This window comes from Streptomyces sp. NK08204 (genome assembly GCF_020400585.1).
In the GTDB taxonomy this organism is placed as follows: domain Bacteria; phylum Actinomycetota; class Actinomycetes; order Streptomycetales; family Streptomycetaceae; genus Streptomyces.
In genome coordinates this window covers 40,529-62,146 of the sequence record NZ_JAINVF010000027.1, presented here as the reverse complement: position 1 = coordinate 62,146, position 21,618 = coordinate 40,529, and the positions used below count along the sequence as shown (strand labels likewise).

General features: G+C 73.7%; 17 protein-coding genes. 3 read left to right on the top strand and 14 right to left on the bottom strand.

Annotated features, from left to right (window positions below; all coding sequences use genetic code 11):
* Nucleotides 1-38 precede the first annotated feature (38 nt).
* Nucleotides 39-2,567 (top strand): PP2C family protein-serine/threonine phosphatase, encoded by a 2,529-nt coding sequence (locus K7G59_RS29245; protein ID WP_225839473.1) that lies wholly within the window; start codon nt 39-41, stop codon nt 2,565-2,567.
* A gap of 93 nt (nt 2,568-2,660) precedes the next feature.
* Entirely contained in the window at nt 2,661-6,242 is a 3,582-nt protein-coding gene (gene putP, locus K7G59_RS29240) for a sodium/proline symporter PutP (RefSeq protein WP_225839472.1), read from the top strand.
* 177 nt (nt 6,243-6,419) lie between these two features.
* On the opposite strand, the gene K7G59_RS29235 is transcribed toward putP, so the two are convergent.
* The 13 genes from K7G59_RS29235 to K7G59_RS29175 are packed head-to-tail and all read right to left on the bottom strand — an operon-like array spanning nt 6,420 to nt 19,269.
* Entirely contained in the window at nt 6,420-6,710 is a 291-nt protein-coding gene (locus K7G59_RS29235) for a hypothetical protein (protein ID WP_225839469.1), read from the bottom strand.
* 26 nt (nt 6,711-6,736) lie between these two features.
* Entirely contained in the window at nt 6,737-7,651 is a 915-nt protein-coding gene (locus K7G59_RS29230; RefSeq protein WP_225839467.1) for a glycosyltransferase family 2 protein, read from the bottom strand.
* Nucleotides 7,648-8,589 (bottom strand): glycosyltransferase family 2 protein, encoded by a 942-nt coding sequence (locus K7G59_RS29225; RefSeq protein WP_225839465.1) that lies wholly within the window; start codon nt 8,587-8,589, stop codon nt 7,648-7,650. The genes K7G59_RS29230 and K7G59_RS29225 overlap by 4 nt, the downstream gene beginning before the upstream one ends.
* Nucleotides 8,567-9,601, bottom strand: a complete 1,035-nt coding sequence (locus tag K7G59_RS29220; protein WP_374114304.1) for a glycosyltransferase family 9 protein — start codon at nt 9,599-9,601, stop codon at nt 8,567-8,569. Before K7G59_RS29220 ends, K7G59_RS29225 begins: the two co-directional genes overlap by 23 nt.
* Nucleotides 9,598-11,040 (bottom strand): PfkB family carbohydrate kinase, encoded by a 1,443-nt coding sequence (locus K7G59_RS29215; protein ID WP_225839463.1) that lies wholly within the window; start codon nt 11,038-11,040, stop codon nt 9,598-9,600. The genes K7G59_RS29220 and K7G59_RS29215 overlap by 4 nt, the downstream gene beginning before the upstream one ends.
* On the bottom strand, nt 11,037-11,669 hold the full coding sequence (locus K7G59_RS29210) for an SIS domain-containing protein (protein WP_225839462.1): 633 nt from the start codon (nt 11,667-11,669) through the stop codon (nt 11,037-11,039). The genes K7G59_RS29215 and K7G59_RS29210 overlap by 4 nt, the downstream gene beginning before the upstream one ends.
* A complete protein-coding gene (locus K7G59_RS29205) occupies nt 11,666-12,904 on the bottom strand; it encodes a glycosyltransferase (RefSeq protein WP_225839461.1) in 1,239 nt (412 codons plus the stop codon). Before K7G59_RS29205 ends, K7G59_RS29210 begins: the two co-directional genes overlap by 4 nt.
* The gene (locus K7G59_RS29200; RefSeq protein ID WP_225839460.1) at nt 12,901-13,863 is read right to left on the bottom strand and encodes a glycosyltransferase; all 963 of its coding nucleotides are present in this window, start codon (nt 13,861-13,863) and stop codon (nt 12,901-12,903) included. The genes K7G59_RS29205 and K7G59_RS29200 overlap by 4 nt, the downstream gene beginning before the upstream one ends.
* Complete coding sequence (locus K7G59_RS29195; protein WP_225839459.1) at nt 13,860-14,867, bottom strand: glycosyltransferase family 9 protein; 1,008 nt, start codon at nt 14,865-14,867, stop codon at nt 13,860-13,862. Before K7G59_RS29195 ends, K7G59_RS29200 begins: the two co-directional genes overlap by 4 nt.
* A complete protein-coding gene (locus tag K7G59_RS29190) occupies nt 14,864-15,517 on the bottom strand; it encodes an HAD-IIIA family hydrolase (protein WP_225839458.1) in 654 nt (217 codons plus the stop codon). Before K7G59_RS29190 ends, K7G59_RS29195 begins: the two co-directional genes overlap by 4 nt.
* Nucleotides 15,514-16,617 carry a glycosyltransferase family 2 protein gene (locus tag K7G59_RS29185; RefSeq protein ID WP_225839456.1) on the bottom strand — a complete coding sequence of 368 codons (1,104 nt, stop codon included), beginning with the start codon at nt 16,615-16,617 and terminating at the stop codon, nt 15,514-15,516. The genes K7G59_RS29190 and K7G59_RS29185 overlap by 4 nt, the downstream gene beginning before the upstream one ends.
* Nucleotides 16,614-18,248, bottom strand: coding sequence for a carbamoyltransferase C-terminal domain-containing protein (locus K7G59_RS29180; protein ID WP_225839454.1), 1,635 nt, complete (start codon nt 18,246-18,248; stop codon nt 16,614-16,616). The genes K7G59_RS29185 and K7G59_RS29180 overlap by 4 nt, the downstream gene beginning before the upstream one ends.
* 28 nt (nt 18,249-18,276) lie before the next feature.
* Nucleotides 18,277-19,269 (bottom strand): NAD-dependent epimerase/dehydratase family protein, encoded by a 993-nt coding sequence (locus K7G59_RS29175; RefSeq protein WP_225839452.1) that lies wholly within the window; start codon nt 19,267-19,269, stop codon nt 18,277-18,279.
* A gap of 616 nt (nt 19,270-19,885) precedes the next feature.
* On the opposite strand from K7G59_RS29175, the gene K7G59_RS29170 reads away from it, so the two are divergent.
* Complete coding sequence (locus tag K7G59_RS29170) at nt 19,886-21,163, top strand: MFS transporter (protein WP_374114303.1); 1,278 nt, start codon at nt 19,886-19,888, stop codon at nt 21,161-21,163.
* 12 nt (nt 21,164-21,175) lie between these two features.
* On the opposite strand, the gene K7G59_RS29165 is transcribed toward K7G59_RS29170, so the two are convergent.
* The gene (locus K7G59_RS29165) at nt 21,176-21,478 is read right to left on the bottom strand and encodes a DUF6480 family protein (RefSeq protein WP_225839448.1); all 303 of its coding nucleotides are present in this window, start codon (nt 21,476-21,478) and stop codon (nt 21,176-21,178) included.
* Between the last annotated feature and the right edge of the window lie 140 nt (nt 21,479-21,618).

Below are 21,618 nucleotides of genomic sequence, written 5' to 3'. Positions count from 1 at the left end.
TGGCGATTTGTTCTTTTCTCGACATGCACGAGTGTTCCGTGACGGAAGAGCAGCAGACACCCGAGTTGCCCGGCGCGCCTGGAGCGAAGCAGGCAGCGGATCTGCCGTACCAGCAGTCCGCCCTGGACGCTGCTCGCGCCGTGGCGCGGGGTGCCGCACTGGTGGCCGCCGTGCTGGGCGCGGCGGGTCTGTGCGGCTGGATCTTCGGCATCGACGTCCTCAGACGCGTGGGCAGTGCCGACACGGCCATGAACGCGAACGCCGCCGTGGCTCTGCTGGCACTCGGTGTCTCCCTGTTCGTGGTGGCCCGCAGCCGCGTCGGCCCGTGGGCTGCCACCGCGGCTCGTGCGGCTGCAACCCTGGCCGCCTTGATCGGCGGGCTCACCATCGTGGAGTACGCGACCGGCGCGGGCCTGGGCATCGACGAACTGCTCTTCAAGGACAACATGGCCCGGATGGCGACCACGGTGCCAGGACGGATGGCACCGAACACGGCCGTGGCACTGGTGCTCGGCGGCGTTGCTGTTCTGTGCGCGAGCACGTCCCGGCTTCCCGCCTGGACGAGTCAGCTCCCGGGCCTGGCGGTCATCGTACTGGGCATGCTGCGGCTGTACGGGTTCGCGTACGCCGTGCCCGAACTGGAACGGTTCGGCGCCTACAAGGGCATGGCCCTGTACACCGGGCTGGCTCTGGTGCTGCTGGGCATCGCCGCCTTCCTCGCCCGGCCGGACCGGGGTCTGGCCGGACTGCTGACGAACGCGGGCACCACGGGCGCGTTGGGACGCCGGCTGTTCGTCACCGCCCTTGTGATACCGCCGCTGCTGGGCGGGCTCGTGCTGGCCGGCGAGGACGCGGGACTGTTCGGAACGCGTCTGGGTACCGCGCTGCTGGTGTGCGGAAACGTGGTCGTGTTCGCCACGGTCGTCTTCGCGGCGTTGGGCGTCGGCCGCCGTATCGAGGTGGCGCACGCCCGTGCCGAATGGCAGGTGCGGCAGAACGAACTCCTGCAGGCGTTCATGGACCACACGCCGGCGATAGTGTTCATCAAGGACCTGGAGGGGCGCTTCCTGGCGGTCAACACGATGTTCGAGAGGAGTCTCGGCCTCACCCGCGAACGGGTACTGGGCCGCCGGGACCGGGATGTCATGCCGTCCGGCCTCGCGCGTCAGGCGCGGGCCGCCGACCTCGCCATGCTGGCACGGGGCACGCCCGTCCAGCGGGAGGAGCGTCTCGTCCTGCCGCGAGGCCCGCGGGACGTCCTCACCAGTCTGTTCCCGCTCACCTTGCCGTCCGGCAGGCACTACGCCATTTGTGGCGTGGTCATCGACGTCACCGAGCGGGTCGCGGCCCAGCGCGAGGTCCGGCGGGCCGACCAGCGCTTTCTGGCGCTGCTGGAATCCGCGCCTGACGCCATCCTGATCACGGACGCCTGCGGCGCCATCGTCATGGCCAACGCCCAGGTGCAACGATTGTTCGGCCGCGCGCCTGCCACCCTCGGCGGCACTCAGGTCACCGATCTGGTGCCCGTCCCGCGGCGCCGACGGTACGGCAGGCTCCTCCGTGCCTACCTGCGCCAGGCGGATCCGAAGCCGATCGTCCTGGACACGGAGCTGTACGGACTGCACAGCGACGGCGGTGAGTTCCCCGTCGAGGTGAGCGTCAGCAGCCTGCAGGCCGAACAGGAGACGCTGGTCTTCCTGACCGTGCGGGACATCACCGAACGCAGACAGGTCGAGGCCGAACGCGCCGAGCGCTACGAGGAGCACCGGCGCATCGCCCACACCCTGCAGCACAGCCTCATGGGTGAGCCGGCCCGTCTTCCCCACCTGCCCACCGCCCACCGGTACCTGGCGTCCGTCCAGGACCCGGGAGTCGGCGGCGACTGGTTCGATGTCATTCTGCTGGACCGGGACCGTACCGGCATCGTGGTCGGCGACGTGATGGGCCGAGGTCTGGAGGCGGCGGCGGTCATGGGCCAGCTCCGCGCAGCCTCCCATGCCCTGGCCCGCACGGGCATACCGCCGAGCCGGCTCATGGCCGGGCTCGACGCCTTCGTCGGCGACCTGGCGGACCAGCTCGTGACCTGCGTCTACCTGGTGATCGACCAGAGTGCCCACGACGTCACCCTGTGTTCGGCGGGGCACCTTCCGGTTATTGTCCTGCCCCCCGACGGGCCCGCCCGCCGACTGTGGGCGCCGGTCGCAGTGCCGCTCGGCGTCAACGATCCGTGCGGCCCAGGCGTGCCGTTCCAGCAGACGACCCAGCCACTGCCGCCAGGCAGCACGCTCGCGCTCTACACCGACGGACTGGTCGAAAGGCCCGGTACCGACATCGAGGAGCAGATCGACGTCCTCGCCCGCACGCTCCACAGCGCGCTGAGGGGTGCTCCCGCAGATCCTGACAGCCTTGACCAGGCCGCGGACCGGCTGCTCGGGACCCTCATCCCGGACACGGCCACGCATGACGACGACGTGACACTGCTCCTGATCGGGCTGCCCGCGTCCGACGGGACAGGCTCCCGCGGCAAGCGTGTACGGCCCGGCGCGAGCGGTACTTTCAGCTCATAATGACGGAAATCTGTACATTTAGCCGTAGAGGTCGAGGCCGTCAAACGTGCGACGGTCGTCCCGATGCCCAGAAACCTCGCAGGTGAGGGCCGTATGTTCGACTTGAGTGCGCCGATCGTGGCCACATTCCTCGTGTATGTGGCCATCATGATCGGGACTGGGGTCTGGGCCTACAGCCGCACTCACAGCTTCGCCGACTTCGCCCTGGGGGGCCGTCGCCTCAGTGCGTTCGTCGCCGCCCTCTCCGCGGGCGCCAGCGACATGTCCGGTTGGCTGTTCCTGGCGTTCCCCGGAGCGGTGTACGCGGCCGGTGTCGGCGCCAGCTGGATCGCGGTCGGTCTGGTGCTCGGTACTTACGGCAACTGGTTGTTCGTCGCGCCGCGGCTGCGTACCTACACCGAGCGCGCCGGGAACGCCGTGAGTCTCTCGGCCTATCTGGAGGAGCGGTTCGAGGACCGCACCCGGATGCTTCGGATGGTCTCGGCGGCGGTCACTCTCGTGTTCTTCACCGTCTACGTGGCCAGTGGGCTGGTGGCCGGCGGACTTCTGTTCGGACAGATCTTCGGGTTCGGGTTCGGGCTCGGGGTAGCCCTGACCGCACTGGTGATCGTCGTCTACTCGTGCCTGGGCGGCTTCCTCGCCGTGAGCCTGACGCACGTGCTGCAGGGCACCCTGATGTTCCTCGCCCTGCTCGTGCTCCCTGCCGCCGGAATCGGTGCGCTGGGCGGCTTCGGGGCACTGCGCGACACCCTCGACAGCAAGACACCGCGCCTGCTGGACATGGGTGCCAAGGTCGGCATCACGGACGGGCGCTGGTCGGCGGGCGGGTCGCTCGGCACTGTCGCGATCGTCTCGCTGCTCGCCTGGGGGCTGGGCTACTTCGGTCAGCCGCACATCCTGGCCCGCTTCATGAGCATCCGCAGCACCGGCGCCATCCCCACGGCCCGCCGTATCGAAACCGGGTGGGTCGTCGTCGTGCTCGCCGGCGCGACGGTCGTCGGCCTGGTGGGGATCGCGCGGACCGGCGCTCCGCTCCACGACCCGCAGACGGTGTACATCAGTCTGAGCCGGACTCTGCTCGGTCCGTGGGGTGCCGGGGTGATGCTGATCGCCGTCCTGGCCGCGATCATCTCCACCGCGGACAGCCAGCTCCTCGTCTCGTCCGTCGCGCTCACGGAGGACTTCTACCGCGCTTTCCTCAACCGGCGTGCTTCGGACAGGGCACTGGTGTGGGTCGGCCGCGTCGCCGTCGTCGTCGTGACCCTGGTGGCCTTCGTGATCGCGTTGAGGGGCGGCGGGCTGCTGGGCATCGTCGCCTACGCCTGGGCGGGCTTCGGCGCCGCGTTCGGGCCGGTCGTCCTGCTCTCGCTGTACTGGCCGCGCATGACCTGGGCGGGGGCCATGGCCGGGATCGTGTTGGGCGCGGTCACGGTGCTGCTGTGGAAGAAGATCAATCCGCTGCTCGGCCCCTTGGAATCGGGCATCTACGAGATGGTCCCGGGAGTCCTGGTCGCCACGGTCGCCGCGCTGGTCTTCGGCAGGTTCGTCGGCCGGCCCCCGAAACGGGCCTTCTGGCGGATGCCGGGCGGCGGGGTGAGCCAGCTGATGCTCACGCCCTTCCTCGCCCACGCACCGGTCGGCATCGCCGTCCTCGACACGGACCTGCGGTACGTGTGGGTGAACGAACCACTGGACCACTTGATCCCCCTGGAACAGCGGCTGGGGCGGCGGATGTCGGAACTGCTGCCGAGACCAGAGGCCGATGCCTTCGAGGAGAAGATGCGCGAGGTCCTGAAGACCGGCACTCCGGTGATGGACTTCGAGTTCCACGGTTACGGTCACCCTGACCCCGATCCCAGCCGCGCGATCTCCGCCTCCTTCTTCGCCATGAAGGACCGCCGCGGCCGTAACGTAGGGGTCTGGTACATGCTCATCGATGTCACCGAGCGCTGGCAGGCCCAGGAGCGCCTGGCGCTGCTCAACGACGCCGCCGCGCACATCGGCAGCACACTGGACGTGACGCGGACCGCTCAGGAACTGGCCGACGACGCCGTGCCGGCCGTGGCCGACTTCGTCGCCGTCGACCTGCTGGACTCGGTGATGAGGGGCGAGGAGCCGGCGCCCGGGCCGGTCGGCATGGCACCCGTCATCCGACGCGCGGGGCAGCAGTCGGTCCGTGCGGGCTGTCCCGAGGCGTCGCTGGCCGTGGGGGAGACGGTCCGGCGGGCCTCTTCGTCGCCCGTGACCCGCTGCCTGCTGGAGAGCAGGACCCTCGTGGAGCGGGTACTGGATTACGCCAACAGCCCGTGGCTGACGGAGGACGAGTCGCTGGGTGCCTCCTTCCTCGGCTTCGACTTCCGTTCGGTGATGGTGGTCCCGGTGCGGGCGCGCGGTGTCACCCTGGGCGCGGCGACGTTCGCCCGGTCCCGGCGGCTCGGCCCCTTCGAGGAGGATGATGTACGGCTCGCCGAGGAACTCGTCTCCCGCGCTGCGGTGTGTATCGACAATGCGCGCCGTTTCACCCGCGAGCGCACCGCAGCTCGCTCCATGCAGCGTTACCTGCTGCCGCAGGAGCTGACGGGAGGGTCCGCTCTGGAAGTGGCGTCGTGGTATCTGCCGGCGGATGTCCCCACCGGCGTCGGCGGTGACTGGTTCGACGTGATTCCGCTCTCCGGAGCACGGGTCGCACTGGTCGTCGGAGACGTGGCAGGGCATGGCATGAACGCGGCGGCGACCATGGGGCGCCTGCGCATCGCCGTACGCACGCTCGCCAACCTCGATCTCCCCCCGGACGAATTGCTGGCCCATCTCGACGACCTGGTCATCGGTCTCATGGGGGCGCACGACGGCGACGCGTCGAAGGCGGCCGAGGGCGAGGCCGCGGGCATCGCGTTCATGGGCGCCACCTGCCTGTACGCCGTCTACGACCCGGTCAGCAGACGGTGCACGCTGGCCCGGGCCGGTCACCTCCCGCCGGTGATCGTCGGTCCCGCCGGCGACGCCGACATCGTGGACCTGCCCGCCGGACCACCACTCGGCCTCGGGTACCTTCCCTTCGAGGCCGTCGAACTGGAGCTGGCCCAGGGCAGCCTCATCGCGCTCTACACCGACGGCCTCATCGAGTCCTTCGACCGGGACATCGACGTGGGACTCACCCGACTGGGCGAGGTCCTCGCGGCGCCCCGGCCGACACTGGAGGAGACCGGCCGCACGGTGATCGATGACCTGCTGGCCAATCCGCCGTCCGACGATGCGGCCCTGCTCCTCGCCCGGACCCGCGCCCTGGCCCAGGACCAGGTCGTCTCCTGGGACCTGCCCAGCGATCCGGCCGCCGTCGCGCACGCCCGTACCCTCGCCGCTCAGCAGCTGACGGAGTGGGGCCTGTCCGATCTGACGTTCACCACAGAGCTCATCGTCAGCGAACTGGTCACCAACGCCATTCGCCATGCGAACGGACCGATCTGTCTCCGCCTGATCCGGGACCGTGGCCTGATCTGCGAGGTCTCCGACGCCAGCAGCACCTCGCCGCGCATGCGCCATGCCCGGACCACCGACGAAGGAGGGCGGGGCCTCCTGATCGTGGCCCAGCTCGCCGGCCGGTGGGGCACCCGCTACACGACGACCGGCAAGATCATCTGGACGGAGCAGGCCATTCCGTCCGACACCGTTGCCTAGTGGTATGACCCGGATGGCTCGTCGACGCGGGCCGCGCCGACGGCTCGGCGCGCATCGGCGGCGACCTCTGCGAGGTAGTGGCCTCGCCACACCGTATCCGCGTGATCGTCGGAGGACCTGCAGGGCGGCCCACGAAGAACGGACCTGGTCGGGCCGGGCGAGCCAGGCGTCCGCGTCTCAACCCGCCGGACGCTGACTCCTCGTCGCCCCCGAGCGGATGTCGGCGCTGCGGCGTCGACGCCCTCTGACGGGCGGTGCGGACCACGGTCGCGGCGGGGCTGCGGGCCCGGTCGTGAGGCGTCCTGACCCCTCGGTGGGGCTCAGGCTCTGCAGGTGGTTGCAGGCGGAGGCGAACCGGTCGCGGTCCGCCGGGTCGGCGATGGCGGGCAGTGCCGCGGCGACGTCGTCGAGGCAGGCGAGCATCGCCTCGTCGGGGTAGCGCAGGAGGACCGAGGCGACGCGATGCACCAGCGGCGTGTCGGCTGACGCCCGGTTCACCCCACGTACCGGCGCGCGGGGGAGTCGCGCCGGGCCCGTTGCAGAGCCGTCAGCCGGTCTTCGAGGGCGGGCGGGACCGGGTCGCGCTGCCTGAGCACCCACGGCATTCCGGCCGCCGCACGGGCGAAGGCCCGGACCGAGGCGGCGTCGCGCGGGACGGTGACCATCAGCTGGGCCGTGCGCCGCAGCGCGGGCAGCAGCGGCCGGCGCAGCCAGGTGAACCACAGGGTGTTGCGCAGTCCGAGGATCCGGCGTGCCGTGCTGTCGCGCAGCACCGAGGCCTGGTGATGGACGGTGAGGTCCTCGGAGTAGCTCAGCCACCACCCGGCGCGCATCAGATCGGTGGCGAGCAGTTCCTCCTCGCCGCCGAACCACAGTCCCGGGTGGAAGCCGCCGGCGGACCGGAACGCATCGGTGCGCAGCACGGTGGAGGCCGCGAGGAACGAGCCCAGGGCCGGCCCCGGCAGCCAGTCGGGCCCCGTCAGCGGCGAGTCGCGCAACTCCGCCACGACCGGGTCCTCCGTACCGGAGGGCTCCACGATGATCCGGGCCGTGACGGCGGCGAGCCGCGGACGCGTGTCGAGCAGGTCCGCCGCGCGCCGCAGGCTGCCCGGCTCCCACCAGGTGTCGTCGTCGCAGAAGGCGACATAGGGCGTACGGACGTGGCGTACGGCCAGGTTGCGCCCCACCGCTCCCAGGTTGCGGCCCGGGCACAGCAGCAGCACGTCGGGGAAGGCCTGCAGTATCGCCTCGGCAGTGCCGTCGGTCGAGGCGTTGTCGGTGACGATCAACGGGGGCCGCTCGGGCAGTTGCCGCATCAGCTCCAGCGTGCGCAGCAGTTCCGTGCGCCGGTTGTGCGTGATCACCACCACGCTGGTGCGGCCGTCACGGCCCGCGGGGTGCGTGGTCACGGCTGTCCGTTCCCCTCCGTGCGGGCGCTCGTGCCACCGTCCAGCAGACGGGCTGCCCGCTCGACGTGCGGGGGCAGTGTGCGGCGCCGGGCGAGCGCGGCCGGCAGCCGTGCGAGCACCTCGCGCAGGGCCTGCCGGGCGCCGGGGCGGTCGGCGACGGCGGCTGCGGCGAGGCGCGTGCTGCCCCGCAGCGCCACCGGGAGGGGACGGCGCAGCCACAGGGCGAGGACTTCGTTGCGCAGCATCAGGGAACCGCGGTCGGCACGGCCGGAGGGATCGGGATGGTGATGGGCCGTGAGCGACGGCTCGTAGGCGACGCCCCAGCCGCCGGCCGCCAGATCGTAGGCGAGCAGGGTCTCCTCGCCGCCGAAGAAGAGCACCGGGTGGTAGCCGCCCGCGGTCAGGAACGCCTCCCGGCGGGCCACGCAGGCGCAGGCCAGGAAGCCCAGCACCGGTCGCCCCGGGAGATCCGGCTGGGCCGGCAGCGGTGAGGCGGCGAGGACCGCGTTCAGCGGATCCTCCAAGCCGTCGGGGCCGACGAGGGTGCGGGCGGCCAGCAGGCCCAGACGGGGGTGGGCGTCGAGCAGGTCGGCTGCCCGCCCGAGTGCGCCCGGCGTCCACCAGGAGTCGTCGTCGCTGAAGGCGACGTACGGCGTCGTGGCCCGGCCGACCGCGAGGTTGCGGCCGAGCGAGCCGGTGTTCCGGCCGGGACTGAGCACGCGGGGCGCCGCCGGGTGGTGGCGCATCGCCCGCAGCGTGGCGTCGTCGGAACCGTTGTCCACCACGATGATCTCGGGCCGTTCCGGGAGTGCGCCGAGGGCGTCGAGGGTACGGAGCACGCTGGCGCGCCGGTCACGGGTGATCACCGCGACCGTGACCCGGCCGTCGGGCGCCTCGGTGCGGACCGGATGCACGTCAGGGACGGGTCGGGTGGACATGGGCGGGCTCTCCCTCGCGGTACGGCCCGGCCGGGCACGGCGTGGTCGTGGGGACGGCGCGCAGCAGGGCCAGTGCCGCGGCGGCGACCTCGTCGGCCCCGATGCGCAGCAGTTGCGGATCGGGCACCTGGCCGTGCGGGTCGCCGGGAGGTCCGGGCTTCCACAGTGCGCGGTGGCGCGGATCGGGCGGAGGTCCCCACAGGCGGGGCGACACCGGCCCGAACAGCGTCACGGACGGCGTGCCGTGGGCCACCGCGAGGTGGGCGAGCCCGGTGTCGCCGCTGACGAGCAGCGTGGCGCCGGCCACGAGCGCCGACAGCCGGCCGAACGGCAGCCCGCCGCCCAGTACGTCCCCGCCCCGCAGACCGGCGCGCTCGGCGACGCGCAGCACCAGGGCGTCCTCCGTCGGGCCGCCGGTGACGACGACCCGGTGCCCGGCGGACCGCAACCGCCCGGCCAGCTCGGCGAAGCGCTCGGCCGGCCAGCGCCGCGCGGCGGACTCCGCGCCGGGGTGGACCACGACCGCGCCCGGCGCGGGGGACGCCGTGGGCGGCACCGGCAGCCGCACGTCGCCGGGGTCGGCGGGGATGCCGTACGCCCCGAGGAAGCGGCACCAGCGCGTGCGCTCGTGCTCGTCCGGCCGCCACACGGGCGGCCGGACGGGCCCCTCGTGCGCGAAGGCGAGCAGCCGGCGCGGTGCGAGGGCGGCCAGTGCGTCGCGGCTCTCGGGCCCGTTGCCGTGCAGGTCGATCGCCACGTCCGGCGGAGGCTGCGGCCAGTGGTCCAGGCGTGGCACGGCCCGCCCCGGTGCCTCGGCGGGCAGGACGGCGTCGACGGCGCCGGTGGCCAGCGCGGCCTCGGCGAGCGCGGCGGGCAGCGCGAGGACGATCCGGTACCGGGGGAAGGCCCGGCGTATCCCGCGCAGCGCCGGCACACCGGTGAGCAGATCGCCCAGGCCGAGCGCCCGCAGCACCAGCAGCCGCGGCGGACGCCCCGCGGAGGTCACGCTCACCACCGTCCCCGCGTCGCGGCCCGGGACAGGTCCACGGGGCGCGGGGCGAGCGCCGCCCGTTCGGCGATGCCGGTGGTGGAGCGGCCGTCCAGGTAGGGGAAGAGCACGACCTGACCGCCCCAGCTCGCCACGAGTGACGCCTCCGGGAGCGGGGTGCGGGCGTAGTCGCCGCCCTTGGCCCAGATGTGCGGGCGCAGCTCGGCGAGCAGCCGCTCCGGCGTGTCCTCCTCGAACACGGCGACCGCGTCGACGCACTCCAGAGCACGCAGCACCCGGACCCGGTCCGTGACCGGCACGAGCGGACGGCCGCCGCCCTTGCGCCGGCGCACCGACGCGTCCGAGTTGACGCACACGATCAGGCAGTCACCGGTGCGCCGGGCGGCCTGCAGAAGGGCGACGTGGCCCGCGTGCAGCAGGTCGAAACAGCCGCCCGCGGCGACGACGGTCCCGCCCGCCGCCCGGACCCGGGCGGCCGTGCGCAGAGCGTCGGCGGCCTCCTCCCGCCCCCGCGCCGGGCCCGGATCCCCGGCCGCGGCGGCGCCGGTGGCGACCGACCGGACGCCGCCTTCGGCGACGTACCGGGTGGCGGCGTGCACGGCCGCGCACACCGCGGTCTCGGTCAGCTCACCGTCCGCCAGCAGCCCGGCGGCCGTCGCCGCGAACCGGTCCCCGGCCCCGCAGGCGTCGCCCTGCGCCGAGACCGGCGAGGGCACCATCAGCGGCGTCCCGCCGTGCGAGAGCAGGGCGCCCCGCCCGCCCAGCGTCACGGCCACCGCGCCCGCCCGCCACGCCTCGACGAGTGCGCCGGCGTCCCGCGCGGCGACGCGCAGCTCGCCGCCCCCGGTTTCCCGGGCGCCGTCGAGGCGGGCGGCGAAGGCGCGCGCCTCGGCCGCGGACGGGGTGACGACCCGGGCGCCGGGCACGGGCGGCCTGCCGCGCGGATGGGGGTCCCAGACCAGGGGCACCCGGGCGGCTGCCGCGGTCAGTGCCTCGCGCAGCACGTCGGCGGTGCCACGGCCGTAGTCGGCGACGAGGACGGCAGAGGCCTCGGCCACCGCCCGGCGGGCCGCGTCGGTCGCCTCCCGGGCGCGCCCGTCCCCGTCGTCCAGGCGCAGCAGTGGCCGGCCCTCGGCGAGGATCCGGGTCTTGCTGGACAGGTCACCGGTCAGCGGCAGCTGTACCAGCCGGACCCGGCCGGCCAGCAGCCCGCGCAGCGTGTCGCTGGCCTGGTCGTCGCCCAGTGCGGTGACGAGGGTGACGGGCCGGCCGTCGTTCGCGGCGAGGCAGGCGGCGAGCGCCGCCCCTCCCGGCCGGGTGGTGCGGCCGAGGCCGCTGACGACGGGCACGGGCGCGTCGGGGGCGAGACGCTCGGCGCGGCCGGTGACGTCGTGGTCGAGCAGGGCGTCACCGACGACGAGCAGGGGTGCGGGTGCCGTCATCCGCCGACCCTCCCCTCCACGGGCCGGCGCTGACCGTTCCCGCGCCGTCGCCGGCCCCCGACGTGCTGTTCCACCGCCCGGTCGAAGAACTCGCAGAGCATGTGGACGGCCACCAGGTGCAGTTCCTGGACCGTGGCGGCGCTCTGTGCGGACACGCTCAGTGCGTCGTCCGCGGCGATCTGCAGGGGATTGGGCGCCGACCCGGTCAGTGCCCAGACGGTCATGCCGCGGCGGTGTGCCTCGGTCGCCGCGACGAGCAGGTTGGCGCTGGCGCCGCTGGTGGACAGCAGCATCAGGACGTCCCGGGGCCGCCCGTGCGCGCAGACCTGCCGGGCGAAGATCTGCTGCACCCCGTAGTCGTTGGCGATCGCGGTGGTGGAGGAGGTGTCGGCATGCAGGGCGAGGGCGGAGAACGCGGGGCGGTCGTCGCGGTAGCGGCCGACCAGCTCGGCCGTCAGGTGCTGGGCCTGGGCGGCGCTGCCGCCGTTGCCCGCGACCAGCAGCCGGGCACCGCCGGTCAGCCGCCCGGCGAGCAGCGTGCCCCACCGCTGGAGCAACGGGGCGTCCTCGCGGAACCGTTGCAGTGCGCTCAGCAGCTCGTCGCAGTGCGTGGCGTCGGGTGCTTTCATCGGACGACTCCCGAGAGCGAGGGGACGGACGAGACGGCGCTGTAGACGCGGGTCACGCCGTCGGCGACGCGGTCCCACGTGTAGCGGTCGAGCACGCGCCGGCGTCCGTGGGCGCCGTACTCGGCCAGCAGGTCCGGATCGTCGAGCAGGCGGCGCACGGCCCGGCCGATGTCCTCGTCCGTGTCGTCGGGCGAGACCAGGACCCCGGTGCGGCCGTCCACGATCGTGTCCAGCTGCCCGCCGACCGCGGTGGCGACCACGGGCGTGCGGCAGGCCATGGCCTCGACCGGGACGATGCCGAACGGCTCGTAGCTGGGCAGCGACAGCACGAGGTCCGCGCTGGACATCAGCCCCGGCATGCACGCACGGCTCACGCCGCCCAGCAGCGCCACCCGGTTGCCGACTCCGCACTCGAAGGCGATCGTCCACAGGCGCTCCGCCTCCGGTTCGCCGAACAGCAGGGCGGGTTCGGGACCGCCGGCGATGAGCAGTTGGGCGTCCGGGACGCTCGCCAGGGCACGGATGGCGCGGTCGAAGCCCTTGCGGGGCACCAGCCGGCCGACCGTGAGCAGCCGCGGGGGCCCGGACCGCTGTCCTCGTGCTCCGGGGACCGGGGCGAACCGGTCGGGGTCGACTCCGCAGGGGACGACGCGGATGCGCCGGCGGGGCAGGCCCATGGCCTCCAGTTCCGCCACCTCGTCCCGGCAGGTGGCGATGATCGCCCGGCACTCGTGCCCCACGGCCTTCTCGATCGCGACGCGGTCGGGCGGGCTGGTGTCGGCGGCGCCCTGGTGGCGTTTCTTCACGGTGCCGAGCGCGTGGTACGTCTGCACCACCGGCAGCCCGAGCTCGCGTGCGCCCGCCAGCGCGGCCATCCCCGACATCCAGAAGTGCCCGTGCACGACGTCGGGCGGATCGGTCGCCCACTCCCGGGCCAGCCAGGCACCGAACTCCGGTATGTAGGGCAGTAGTTCGTCCTTGGGTATCGGCGCCGGCGGCCCGGCGGGCACGTGGACGACCTGCACGCCGTCCGGCGTCCTGACCCGGTCCGGCAGCCGGGGACCGTCCCGGCGCGTGTACACCACCACCTCGTGGCCCCGCCGGGTCAGGTGCGCCGCGAGCTGGGCCACGTAGACGTTCTGGCCGCCCGCGTCCGGACCGCCGAGCTCGGCCAGCGGACTGGCGTGCTCGGAGACCATGGCGACGCGCCGGGCCGAGGGACAACGGTGGCTCATCGGGTGACCTCCTTGATCAGTCGTTCCCAGTCGTCCCGGAAACGTCGTTCTCCGTAGCGGGCCTGTGCCGCGGCCCGGGCGGCCTCCCCTGTCCGCCGTGCGTACGCGGGATCGGCGAGGAAGCCGCGGACGGCGTCCTGCAGGACGTCGAACCGGTTCGAGACGACGCCGGCTCCGTCGGGGACGGCCTCGCGCACCTCGGTCGTGGCCAGCGCCACCACTGGCATGCCGAGGAACATCGCCTCCAGCAGGGACAGTCCGAGGGAGGTCCAGCGGAGGGGATGGAGATAGAGACGGCAGCGGGCCATCGCCGGGTGCAGCTCACCCTGCGGCAGGTCCCGGGTCCGGCAGCGTTCGGGTGAAAGCCCCAGGTGACCGGCGAGTTCCCCGGTGCGCATGCCGAACACGTCCAGCGGTGCCCAGCTCGCGAACCGGGGCAGCAGGTCCGTTCCGGTGGTACGGCCGCGCCGCAGCGGTTCGTTGACGACGACGGCGGCCCGCCGCTCCTCGCCGGTCCACAGCCGGCCGGGGTCGATGATGCCGTGCTCGATCACCGTGGTCGGCGCCCGGCCGTTGTCCCACATCAGGTGGTTGAAGTGGGTGACGTGGACGAGCGTGATGTCGCCGCGCCCGGCCAGCGGGTGCCGGGTGTCCACGGCCGTCCCGTGCGGGCTGTTGTGCTCGACGTAGACGGCCGGCACGTCGACGCCGGGGCGGCGGCCGGTCCACCGCCGGGCCAGTTCCGGTTCGTGGGGCCGTTGCAGCACCATGAGGTCGATGTCGGCCCGCCGCAGCTGAGCGGGCGTCAGTTCACGTACGCTCGCGGGCCACTTCCAGGTGCGGGCCCGTCCCAGTCCGTCCGGACCACGGTCCGGGGTCACCGGGACGAGGAAGGTGTACGGCCCCTGCACGAACGAGGTGAGCCACGAGCCGTGCACATGCCAGACAAGGATGTTCATGGGCCCTCCTGGAGGAGTCGGTGCACCGCACGGACCACGTCCTCGCCCGTGACGTCGTCCAGGCACGGATGGCCGGGGACGGGGCACTCGAGGGCGCGACTGTTCGCGCACGGGGCCGTCTGGTCGCCGAGGAGCACGTACGGCACTCCGTACGGTGCCCACCGGCCGGCCGGGACCACGGGCGCGAAGAGCGACACGACGGGCGTCCCCACGGCGGCGGCCAGGTGCGCGGGGCCGGTGTTGCCGGTGACCACGACGTCCGCCAGGCGCAGCACACCGGCGAGCGTGCGGTGGTCGGTCTGACCGCCGAGGTCCACGGCGGCGTCGCCGCTCACCTGCCGGGTCAGCTCCCGCTCGCCGGGGCCTCCGGTGACGACGACCCGGTGCCCGGCGTCGGTGAGCAGGTCGACCGCCTCGGCACAGCGCTTGGGGCTCCACGTGCGGGCGGGCGCGCTCGCGCCGGGGTGGACGACGACGTACGGGCCGTTGCCGGTCAGGGCCGCCGTGTCGGGCGGCGGGACGACGCGCAGCCGGCCGTCGTCACCCGGGTGGGGTAGGAAACCCATGGCGACGGCGGTGTCGAGCGCGGCCTCGGCCTCGTGCCGGCCGGGCAGCCGCCGGTGCCGTACGTCGAGCAGCCGGCCGGGGTGGTCGACGCTCTCGGCACCGATCCGCCCGACACCGGCCAGCCGCAGCAGCAGTGCGGTGGGCAACGGGCTCTGGTGGAACGAGGTGAGGACGAGCGCGGCGTCGAACGCGGCCTCCCGCAGGCGGCGGATCAGGCCGTCGACGTCCGCCTCCTGGACGGCCGGCGGGTCGAAGCCCTCCCAGGGCGCCGCCCAGACGATCACGTCGTCGACGCCGGGCAGCAGACGTGCGGCGCCTTCGCCGCCCGGCCCGCACAGCATCGTCACATGCGGGCAGTGCTCGGCGACGGCCCGGACCGCGGGCCCGGCGAGCAGCACGTCGCCGAAGCTGTCGAGGCGGACGACCAGTCCCTTCATGCGCCGTGACCTCGGGCCTCGGCCAGCAGTTCCCGGACCGCCGTGAGCAGGTCGGAGGCCGTGCGGGGTGCCGCGGCGACCTCCTCGGGCCGCGTCGCCGCGCCCGCCACCAGTACGCCGCGGGCGCCGGCGGCCTCGGCGGCCAGCACATCGGCCGCGATGTCGCCGATCACCACGCACTGCTCGGGCGGCACCTCCAGGCGCCGGGCCGCCTCCCGGACCAGTCCGGGGCGCGGCTTGCGGCAGTCGCAGCCGTCCTCGGGCAGGTGCGGGCAGTACACCCAGGTGCCGAGCCCGCCGAGCAGGGCGTCGGCGCGCTCGTTGCAGCGCCGGACGTCGGCGTCGGTGATCAGACCGCGCCCGATGCCGGACTGGTTGCTCACCACACCCGTCGCGACACCCGCGGCACGCAGCAGGTCCACGGCCTGCCGGGCGCCGGGCAGCAGCCGCACCCGGTCGGGGTCACCGTTGTAGGGAACGTCCTCCACCAGGGTGCCGTCGCGGTCGAAGAGGACGGCGGCGAGGGCGCCGCGCGCCGCCCCGGCCCGCGCGGCGCCCGTGCGGCCCTCGGTGCGCCCGGCGGCGGGCCGGCCCCGGGGCCGAGGCGTCACGACGCCCTCGGAGGCCGGTCCGGTCAGGTGCGCGCTCACGGTGTCCTCCCGGGCACGGCGGCCGGCGGCGCGGAGGCCGCCGGTGCGGGGCGTGGCGGGGCCCCGGCGGAAGCAACCGTCAGTGGCGCGGCCCCGCGGTGCCTGACCAGACCGGTGAGCCAGTGGCCGACCGCGAGGGGCGGGATGACGACGCTGGTGGCGAGCATCGTCGCGCTCTCCCGGGCGGTACGCGGGCCGGGCCGGATGCGGGCCAGGGCGAACTCGGCGGTGCCCAGCGCCCACAGGGCGCAGGCGCCGCGGGCGGCGCGCGGCCGGCCGGCCAGCGCGAGCGCGGGTGCCGCCAGGGCCGTGGCCGTGACGAGTGCGTGCCGGGGCAGCCGGCCGCGTGGCGCCTGGGCCCGTTCCCACCAGCCGCGGCCGTGCAGGCGGGTCATCAGGGCGTCGTCCGCGTTGCCGCGCTGGGCCCGTGCCGACGCCCACGGGCCGGCCGCCCGCACCGGGTGGCGGGTGGTGCGCCGCCCGCGGTGCAGCGACCAGCCTGCGTCCCGCACCCGCAGTGCCAGGTCGGCGTCCTCCCGGAAGGCGCGGCGGAACCTCTCGTCGAAACCCCCGACCGTCAGGAGCACGGCCGTGCGGTAGGCCATGTCCGCTGTCGCCCAGGCCGCCCGTTCCAGGCCCGCGGTGCCCCTCTCCCAGTCGGTGGGCCTGCGGCCCTGGGGGAGCGGAACGCTCAGGCGCCCCTGCACACCGCCGGTGGTCGCGGCGGCCGAGGCGAGGTCCTCGGCCAGACGGCGGGACCAGTCGGGCAGCACCTGCACGTCGTCGTCCAGGAAGACGGTCCAGGGCGCGCGCACCGTGCGCCATCCCGCGTTGCGGGCGGCTGCCGGGCCGCGTCCGCCGGTGCGCAGCGTGCGGACCCGGGGGCGCAGGACGCCCGCCGCCTCCAGCGGCAGCGGCGTGGCGGCCTCCGCGCGGTCGTCCACGACGACGACCTCATCGGGCGGATGGCCCTCGGCCGCGGCCAGTGCGCGCAGGCAGTCGGTGAGACAGCCGCGCCCGATCGTCGGGACGACGACGGCGTAGGCGGGAACGGCGGGAACGGAGGCCCCCGGCCCGTGGACCCCGGCGGCGCACCTCATGCGAACACCTTCTTCCGGCGCACGGCGAACGGGCCGAGCGCGAGCAGGTCGACGGGGGCCGAGCCGAAGCACTCCAGGGCGTCGCGCGGGTCGTCCACCATGGGCCGCCCCGCGGTGTTGAGGCTGGTGTTGACCACCACGGGCAGCCCGGTACGGCGCTCGAACCCGTCGATCATGCGGGCCACCAGTGGCTCGGCCGCCCGGTCCACGGTCTGGATCCGCGCCGTCCCGTCCACGTGCACCACCGCGGGGATGCGCTCACGCCACTCGGGACGCACGTCGTGCACGAACAGCATGTACGGGCTGGGCAGCGGGCCGTCGAACAGTTCCGCGGCGCGTTCGGCCAGCACCATCGGGGCGACCGGACGGAACTCCTCGCGTCCCTTCACCGCGTTGAGCCGCTCCAGGTTCGCGGCCCGGCCGGGATGGGCCAGCAGCGAGCGGTGTCCGAGGGCCCGGGGGCCGTACTCGCTGCGCCCCTGGAACCAGGCCACCACGCCGTCGCGGGCGAGTTCCTCGGCGACGGTCTCGGCCATGTCGTCCGGCTCCTCGTACGGGACGGCCGCACGCTCCAGCCAGGCCCGCAGCTCGGCGTCGGACCAGCCCCGCCCCAGGGCGGCGGTCGGCATGGCCTCCACCGTCTCCTTCTGGTGGGCGACGTGCAGCGCGGAGCCGAGGGCCGTGCCCGCGTCCCCGGCGGCGGGCTGCACCCAGACGCGGCGGAAGGGGCCCTCGCGGTGCAGCCGGGTGTTGGCCACACAGTTGAGCGCGACGCCACCCGCCAGGGTCAGCACGTCCTCGCCGGTACGCTCGTGCAGCCACCGCCCCAGGCCGAGCAGGACCTCCTCCACACACGCCTGGGCGCTGGCCGCCGCGTCGGCGTGCTCCTGCGTCCAGGCACCACCCGCCGGGCGGGGCGGCACCAGTGACGCCCAGGGCACGGGACGGGCCCGGAAGCCGCCGTCGTCGTCCAGGCGGACGTAGCTGCGCAGCCGTTCCAGGAAGCGGGGGGTGCCGTAGGAGGCGAGGGCCATCACCTTGAACTCGTCGCTGCTGCGCAGGAATCCGAGGTGCTGGGTGAGGTCCTCGTAGAACAGGCCCAACGAGTCGGGCAGTGACTGCGTGTGCAGCACGGTCAGTTCGCGGTTCACATACCTGCCGGCGAGATGGGAGCCGCACTCCCCGCGGCCGTCCAGCACCAGGACGGCGCAGTCCGGATACGGAGACGCCTGGCCCGCCGAGGCGGCGTGCGCGACGTGGTGGGCGACGAAGCGGACCTTGTCCGCATCGAGGCCCGGCAGCGCCTCGGCGAGGAACTCCGGCGCCCGGCGGGCGTATTCCTGCCGCAGGTGGTCCCAGGGGTCGTCGAGGCCCAACCGGTCTGCGGGGAGCGCGAGTTCCGGCTCGTAGGAATACGCGACCGCGTCGAGGTCGGACGGGGTGAGGCCCGCGTGTTCCAGGCACCAGCGGGCGGAACGCTCGGGCAGTTCCCACGCGGAGAACGGCAGGGGCCGCTTGCCGTGCTTGCGCCGGCTGAAGCGCTCCTCCTCGGCCGCCGCCACGATCCGGCCGTCGACGACGAGAGCTGCGGCGGGGTCGTGGAAGAGGGCGTTGATTCCCAGCACGCGCATGGTGCCTCCGTGGGGCGGGGTGGACGACTCAGAAGTGCGGGACCGGCTCGGGCAGCGGCCGCGCCGCGAAGTGGGCGATCGTCTGCTTGATGCCCTCCTCCCAGGGCACGCGGGGCGCCCAGCCCAGCAGTTCACGGGCCATCGCGATGTCGGGCCGACGCCTTTGCGGATCGTCGGCGGGGCGGTCGACGAACTCGATCCGGGAGGAGGAGCCCGTCAACTCCACGACGCGGGCGGCTATCTCCCGCACGGTCACCTCGTCGGTGCCGCCGATGTTGACCGGGCGTACGGACCGGCTGGCGGCGACCAGCAGAATGCCCTCGACGGTGTCGTCGACGTAGCACAGGGAGCGTGTCTGACTGCCGTCCCCGGCCACCGTCAGCGGCTCGCCGGCCAGGGCCTGGCAGACGAAGGTGGGCACCACACGTCCGTCGTGGGCGCGCATCCGGGGCCCATAGGTGTTGAACAGGCGCACGATGCCCGCGTCGGCGTCCCTGGCGCGCACATGGGCGGTGACCAGGGCCTCGGCGAACCGCTTGGACTCGTCGTACACACTGCGCGGGCCGACCGGGTTGACGTTGCCCCAGTAGTCCTCGCGCTGGGGATGCACGAGCGGGTCGCCGTACACCTCGGAGGTCGACGCGAGCAGGAACCTCGCTCCGTCCCGTTCGGCAAGGGCCAGCATGCCGCGGGTGCCCAGGCTGCCCACGTCGAGTGTTTCCAGAGGCAGCCGCAGGTAGTCGACCGGCGACGCGGGACAGGCGAAGTGCAGGACCAGGTCGTACGGTCCCGCGAGACGCCCCGGAGCCTCGGCGGCGCAGACGTCGCACTCGACGAACCGGAAACCCGGGCGGCCTCGCAGATGAGCGATGTTGTCGCGTGTTCCGGAGCACAGGTTGTCGGCGCAGTCGACTTCGACACCCGCATTCAGCAGGCGCTCGCACAGATGGCTGCCGATGAACCCGGCGCCGCCGGTCACCACGGCACGCCGCCAGGGTGTGCACGTCGTCACATCAGTCATGGTGGGACGTCCTTTGTTCGCGTCGAGGGCGCACGAACGCCGGGAACGTGGCGCTCACCGTTGAGCGCGGAGAACGTGTGGGAGCGGGAGGTCACCGAGCCGTTCTGTGCGGGAGCGCTTGGTGCGCCCTTCGTGACCGCCGTCTTCCTGACGGTACGAGACGGTGTTCCCAGGCCAGTACGTTTCACACGTTTATGCTTACTGTCCGCTTCGCCTGATCGGCTCGCAACTCCTGCCTCTTCGCCGCGGCCCCGGCCGGCGTGCCGGCTTCAGTTCCCGAACGCTGCTGGGCTCACGCCTGTGAGCAACCACACTCAGGCCCCAAGTGCCAGTGGGAGAAGGTCTCTTGGCGGCCGTCCGCAGGCCCGGACGACGCCCGGTCCCGCCGCTCGGCTGTCCGGTCTGCCACGATGGTCGAGCCGTGACCGACTCGGTGGACGCTGCAGCGACAGCGCCGCGGGCTCCTCGGTCCCGTGTCCGCCGCTGACTCCTGTTGCTGTCGAGTGCCGCCACTGTGTCTTCCTCTGCTTCCGCTGTCCTGTCCTCGCCCGAATCGGCCGACCGGCCGTCCACCAGCCCCTCGCGTTCGCCCTGGCGGTCGCTGAGGCATCGCGGCATGCGATGGTGGTCGGTCGCCAACCTGGTGTCGAACGTCGGCACCTGGATGCAGCTCACGGTGCAGAACCTGCTCGTCCTGCACATCACCGGATCGGCCGCCGCAACCGGCCTGTCCATGTCCGTGCAGGCCGCGCCCGCTCTGCTCATGAGCCTTCTCGGGGGCGCCGCCGTCGACCGGTGGCCGCGTCGGCTGACGGTCGCCGTCAGTCAGGCCCTGCTCGGCGCGGTGGCCCTCGCGACGGCCGTGCTGGTGGCGCTCGGCCGGCTCGATCTGACGTCCCTGCTCGTGCTCGCCGCCGTGACCGGCATCATCGCGACCGTCGACGGGCCGGCCTGTGCCCTGCTGGGCAACGATCTCGTGCCCGTGGAGGACATTCCCTCGGCCATCGGCGTCGGCGCGCTGGTGCACAGCTCCGGCCGGCTCCTCGGCACCGCTCTGGCCGGCGTGACCGTCGGCTTCCTCGGCACGGCCGCGGCATACCTCGCCAACGGGGTGTCGTTCCTGTTCGTCGCCTCGGTCGTACCGTTCCTCCGCCCGGCGTCCGGCGCCTTCCCGCAGGGCGCCCCGGCCGACGCCACCCCTGCCGTGTCCGCCGACACGCCCGCGCCCGACATGTCCGTGCGCGAGGGGCTCGCCTACTTCGCGCGCCGGCCCCGGCTGGTCGCGCTCGCCTGCGTCACCGGGATCAGCTCCGTCTTCGGCCGCAACTACGGACTCACCCTGGCCGTCCTCGTCACCGGGCCGCTCGCGGGCGGCGCGGGGGCGTTCGGCACCGTCTCCAGCGTCCTGGCCGTGGGCGGCGCGCTCGGTGCGGTCCTCGGCGCCCGGATGCGCCGGCCCTCGGTCCGGCTCGTCGGCACCCTGGCCGCGGCGGGCGGGCTGCTCCAGGTGGTGGCCGGGCTGTCGCCGTCGCTGGCCGTCCTGCTGATGCTCGTCCTGCCCATGGCCGTCGTCGAGTCCGTCTCCGACACCGCGGGTACGGCGGTACTGCAGACCGACCCGCCCGCACACCTGCGGGGCCGGGTGCTCGGCGTCTGGAGCAGCATCGGCACGGTGTGGAGCCTCGGCGGGCCGCCGGCCCTCGGCCTCCTCATGGGGCTGGCCGGAGCGCGTGGCACCCTGGTCGCCGGCGGTCTGCTCATCGCCGGCACGATCGCGGCCGGACGCGTCCTGTGGGCGCGCAGGCTCACGGTGCCCGTGTCGCCGCTGGCGAAGGAGGGCGCCGTGCAGGGCGGCGACGTGCGCTGGCGGGAGGCCCTGCGCACAGCTGCCTGACAGCCGTGCCGCTCAGCCGGTGATCAGCACCACCACCATCGCCACCAGGCCGATGACGACGAGCAGGACGACGATCCAGATCAGCATGAGCGGCGCCACCGCCCAGCCTCTGCGCAGCGCCTCGCGTTCCGGGGCGCCCAGGCCGGACATCCCGGATTCGGCGGGAGGGGTCGCACCGGGGGCCGGAGTGGCGTCCCCCGGCACGGACAGGCCTTCGACCGGGGTGGCGGGCACGTCCGCCGTGCCGCCGCTCTCAGGAGCCGTCCGGCCCGACCGTCGGGGGCCGTGGTCTCCGTGTGCGCCTTTGGCGTTCATGATCTCCGCCCTTCGTGTCCTGAAGGGACGTGGACCGGCTGTGCTGGACGGCTGTCGGAGGTCCCCTCGGCGTAGAACGGGTTTCACGAGTGCAGCGACCGCAAACCGGCGTACGGAATTTTGAAGACGTTGCGTCCGCA

What these genes read in the sequence shown, in the direction of transcription:
- K7G59_RS29205 (WP_225839461.1), bottom strand. Translation starts at nt 12,904, where the DNA reads ATGAGCCACCGTTGTCCCTCGGCCCGGCGCGTCGCCATGGTCTCCGAG.
- K7G59_RS29170 (WP_374114303.1), top strand. Translation starts at nt 19,886, where the DNA reads ATGCGATGGTGGTCGGTCGCCAACCTGGTGTCGAACGTCGGCACCTGG.
- K7G59_RS29195 (WP_225839459.1), bottom strand. Translation starts at nt 14,867, where the DNA reads ATGAAGGGACTGGTCGTCCGCCTCGACAGCTTCGGCGACGTGCTGCTC.
- K7G59_RS29185 (WP_225839456.1), bottom strand. Translation starts at nt 16,617, where the DNA reads ATGAGGTGCGCCGCCGGGGTCCACGGGCCGGGGGCCTCCGTTCCCGCC.
- putP (WP_225839472.1), top strand. Translation starts at nt 2,661, where the DNA reads ATGTTCGACTTGAGTGCGCCGATCGTGGCCACATTCCTCGTGTATGTG.
- K7G59_RS29215 (WP_225839463.1), bottom strand. Translation starts at nt 11,040, where the DNA reads ATGACGGCACCCGCACCCCTGCTCGTCGTCGGTGACGCCCTGCTCGAC.
- K7G59_RS29175 (WP_225839452.1), bottom strand. Translation starts at nt 19,269, where the DNA reads ATGACTGATGTGACGACGTGCACACCCTGGCGGCGTGCCGTGGTGACC.
- K7G59_RS29180 (WP_225839454.1), bottom strand. Translation starts at nt 18,248, where the DNA reads ATGCGCGTGCTGGGAATCAACGCCCTCTTCCACGACCCCGCCGCAGCT.
- K7G59_RS29210 (WP_225839462.1), bottom strand. Translation starts at nt 11,669, where the DNA reads ATGAAAGCACCCGACGCCACGCACTGCGACGAGCTGCTGAGCGCACTG.
- K7G59_RS29225 (WP_225839465.1), bottom strand. Translation starts at nt 8,589, where the DNA reads ATGTCCACCCGACCCGTCCCTGACGTGCATCCGGTCCGCACCGAGGCG.
- K7G59_RS29165 (WP_225839448.1), bottom strand. Translation starts at nt 21,478, where the DNA reads ATGAACGCCAAAGGCGCACACGGAGACCACGGCCCCCGACGGTCGGGC.
- K7G59_RS29200 (WP_225839460.1), bottom strand. Translation starts at nt 13,863, where the DNA reads ATGAACATCCTTGTCTGGCATGTGCACGGCTCGTGGCTCACCTCGTTC.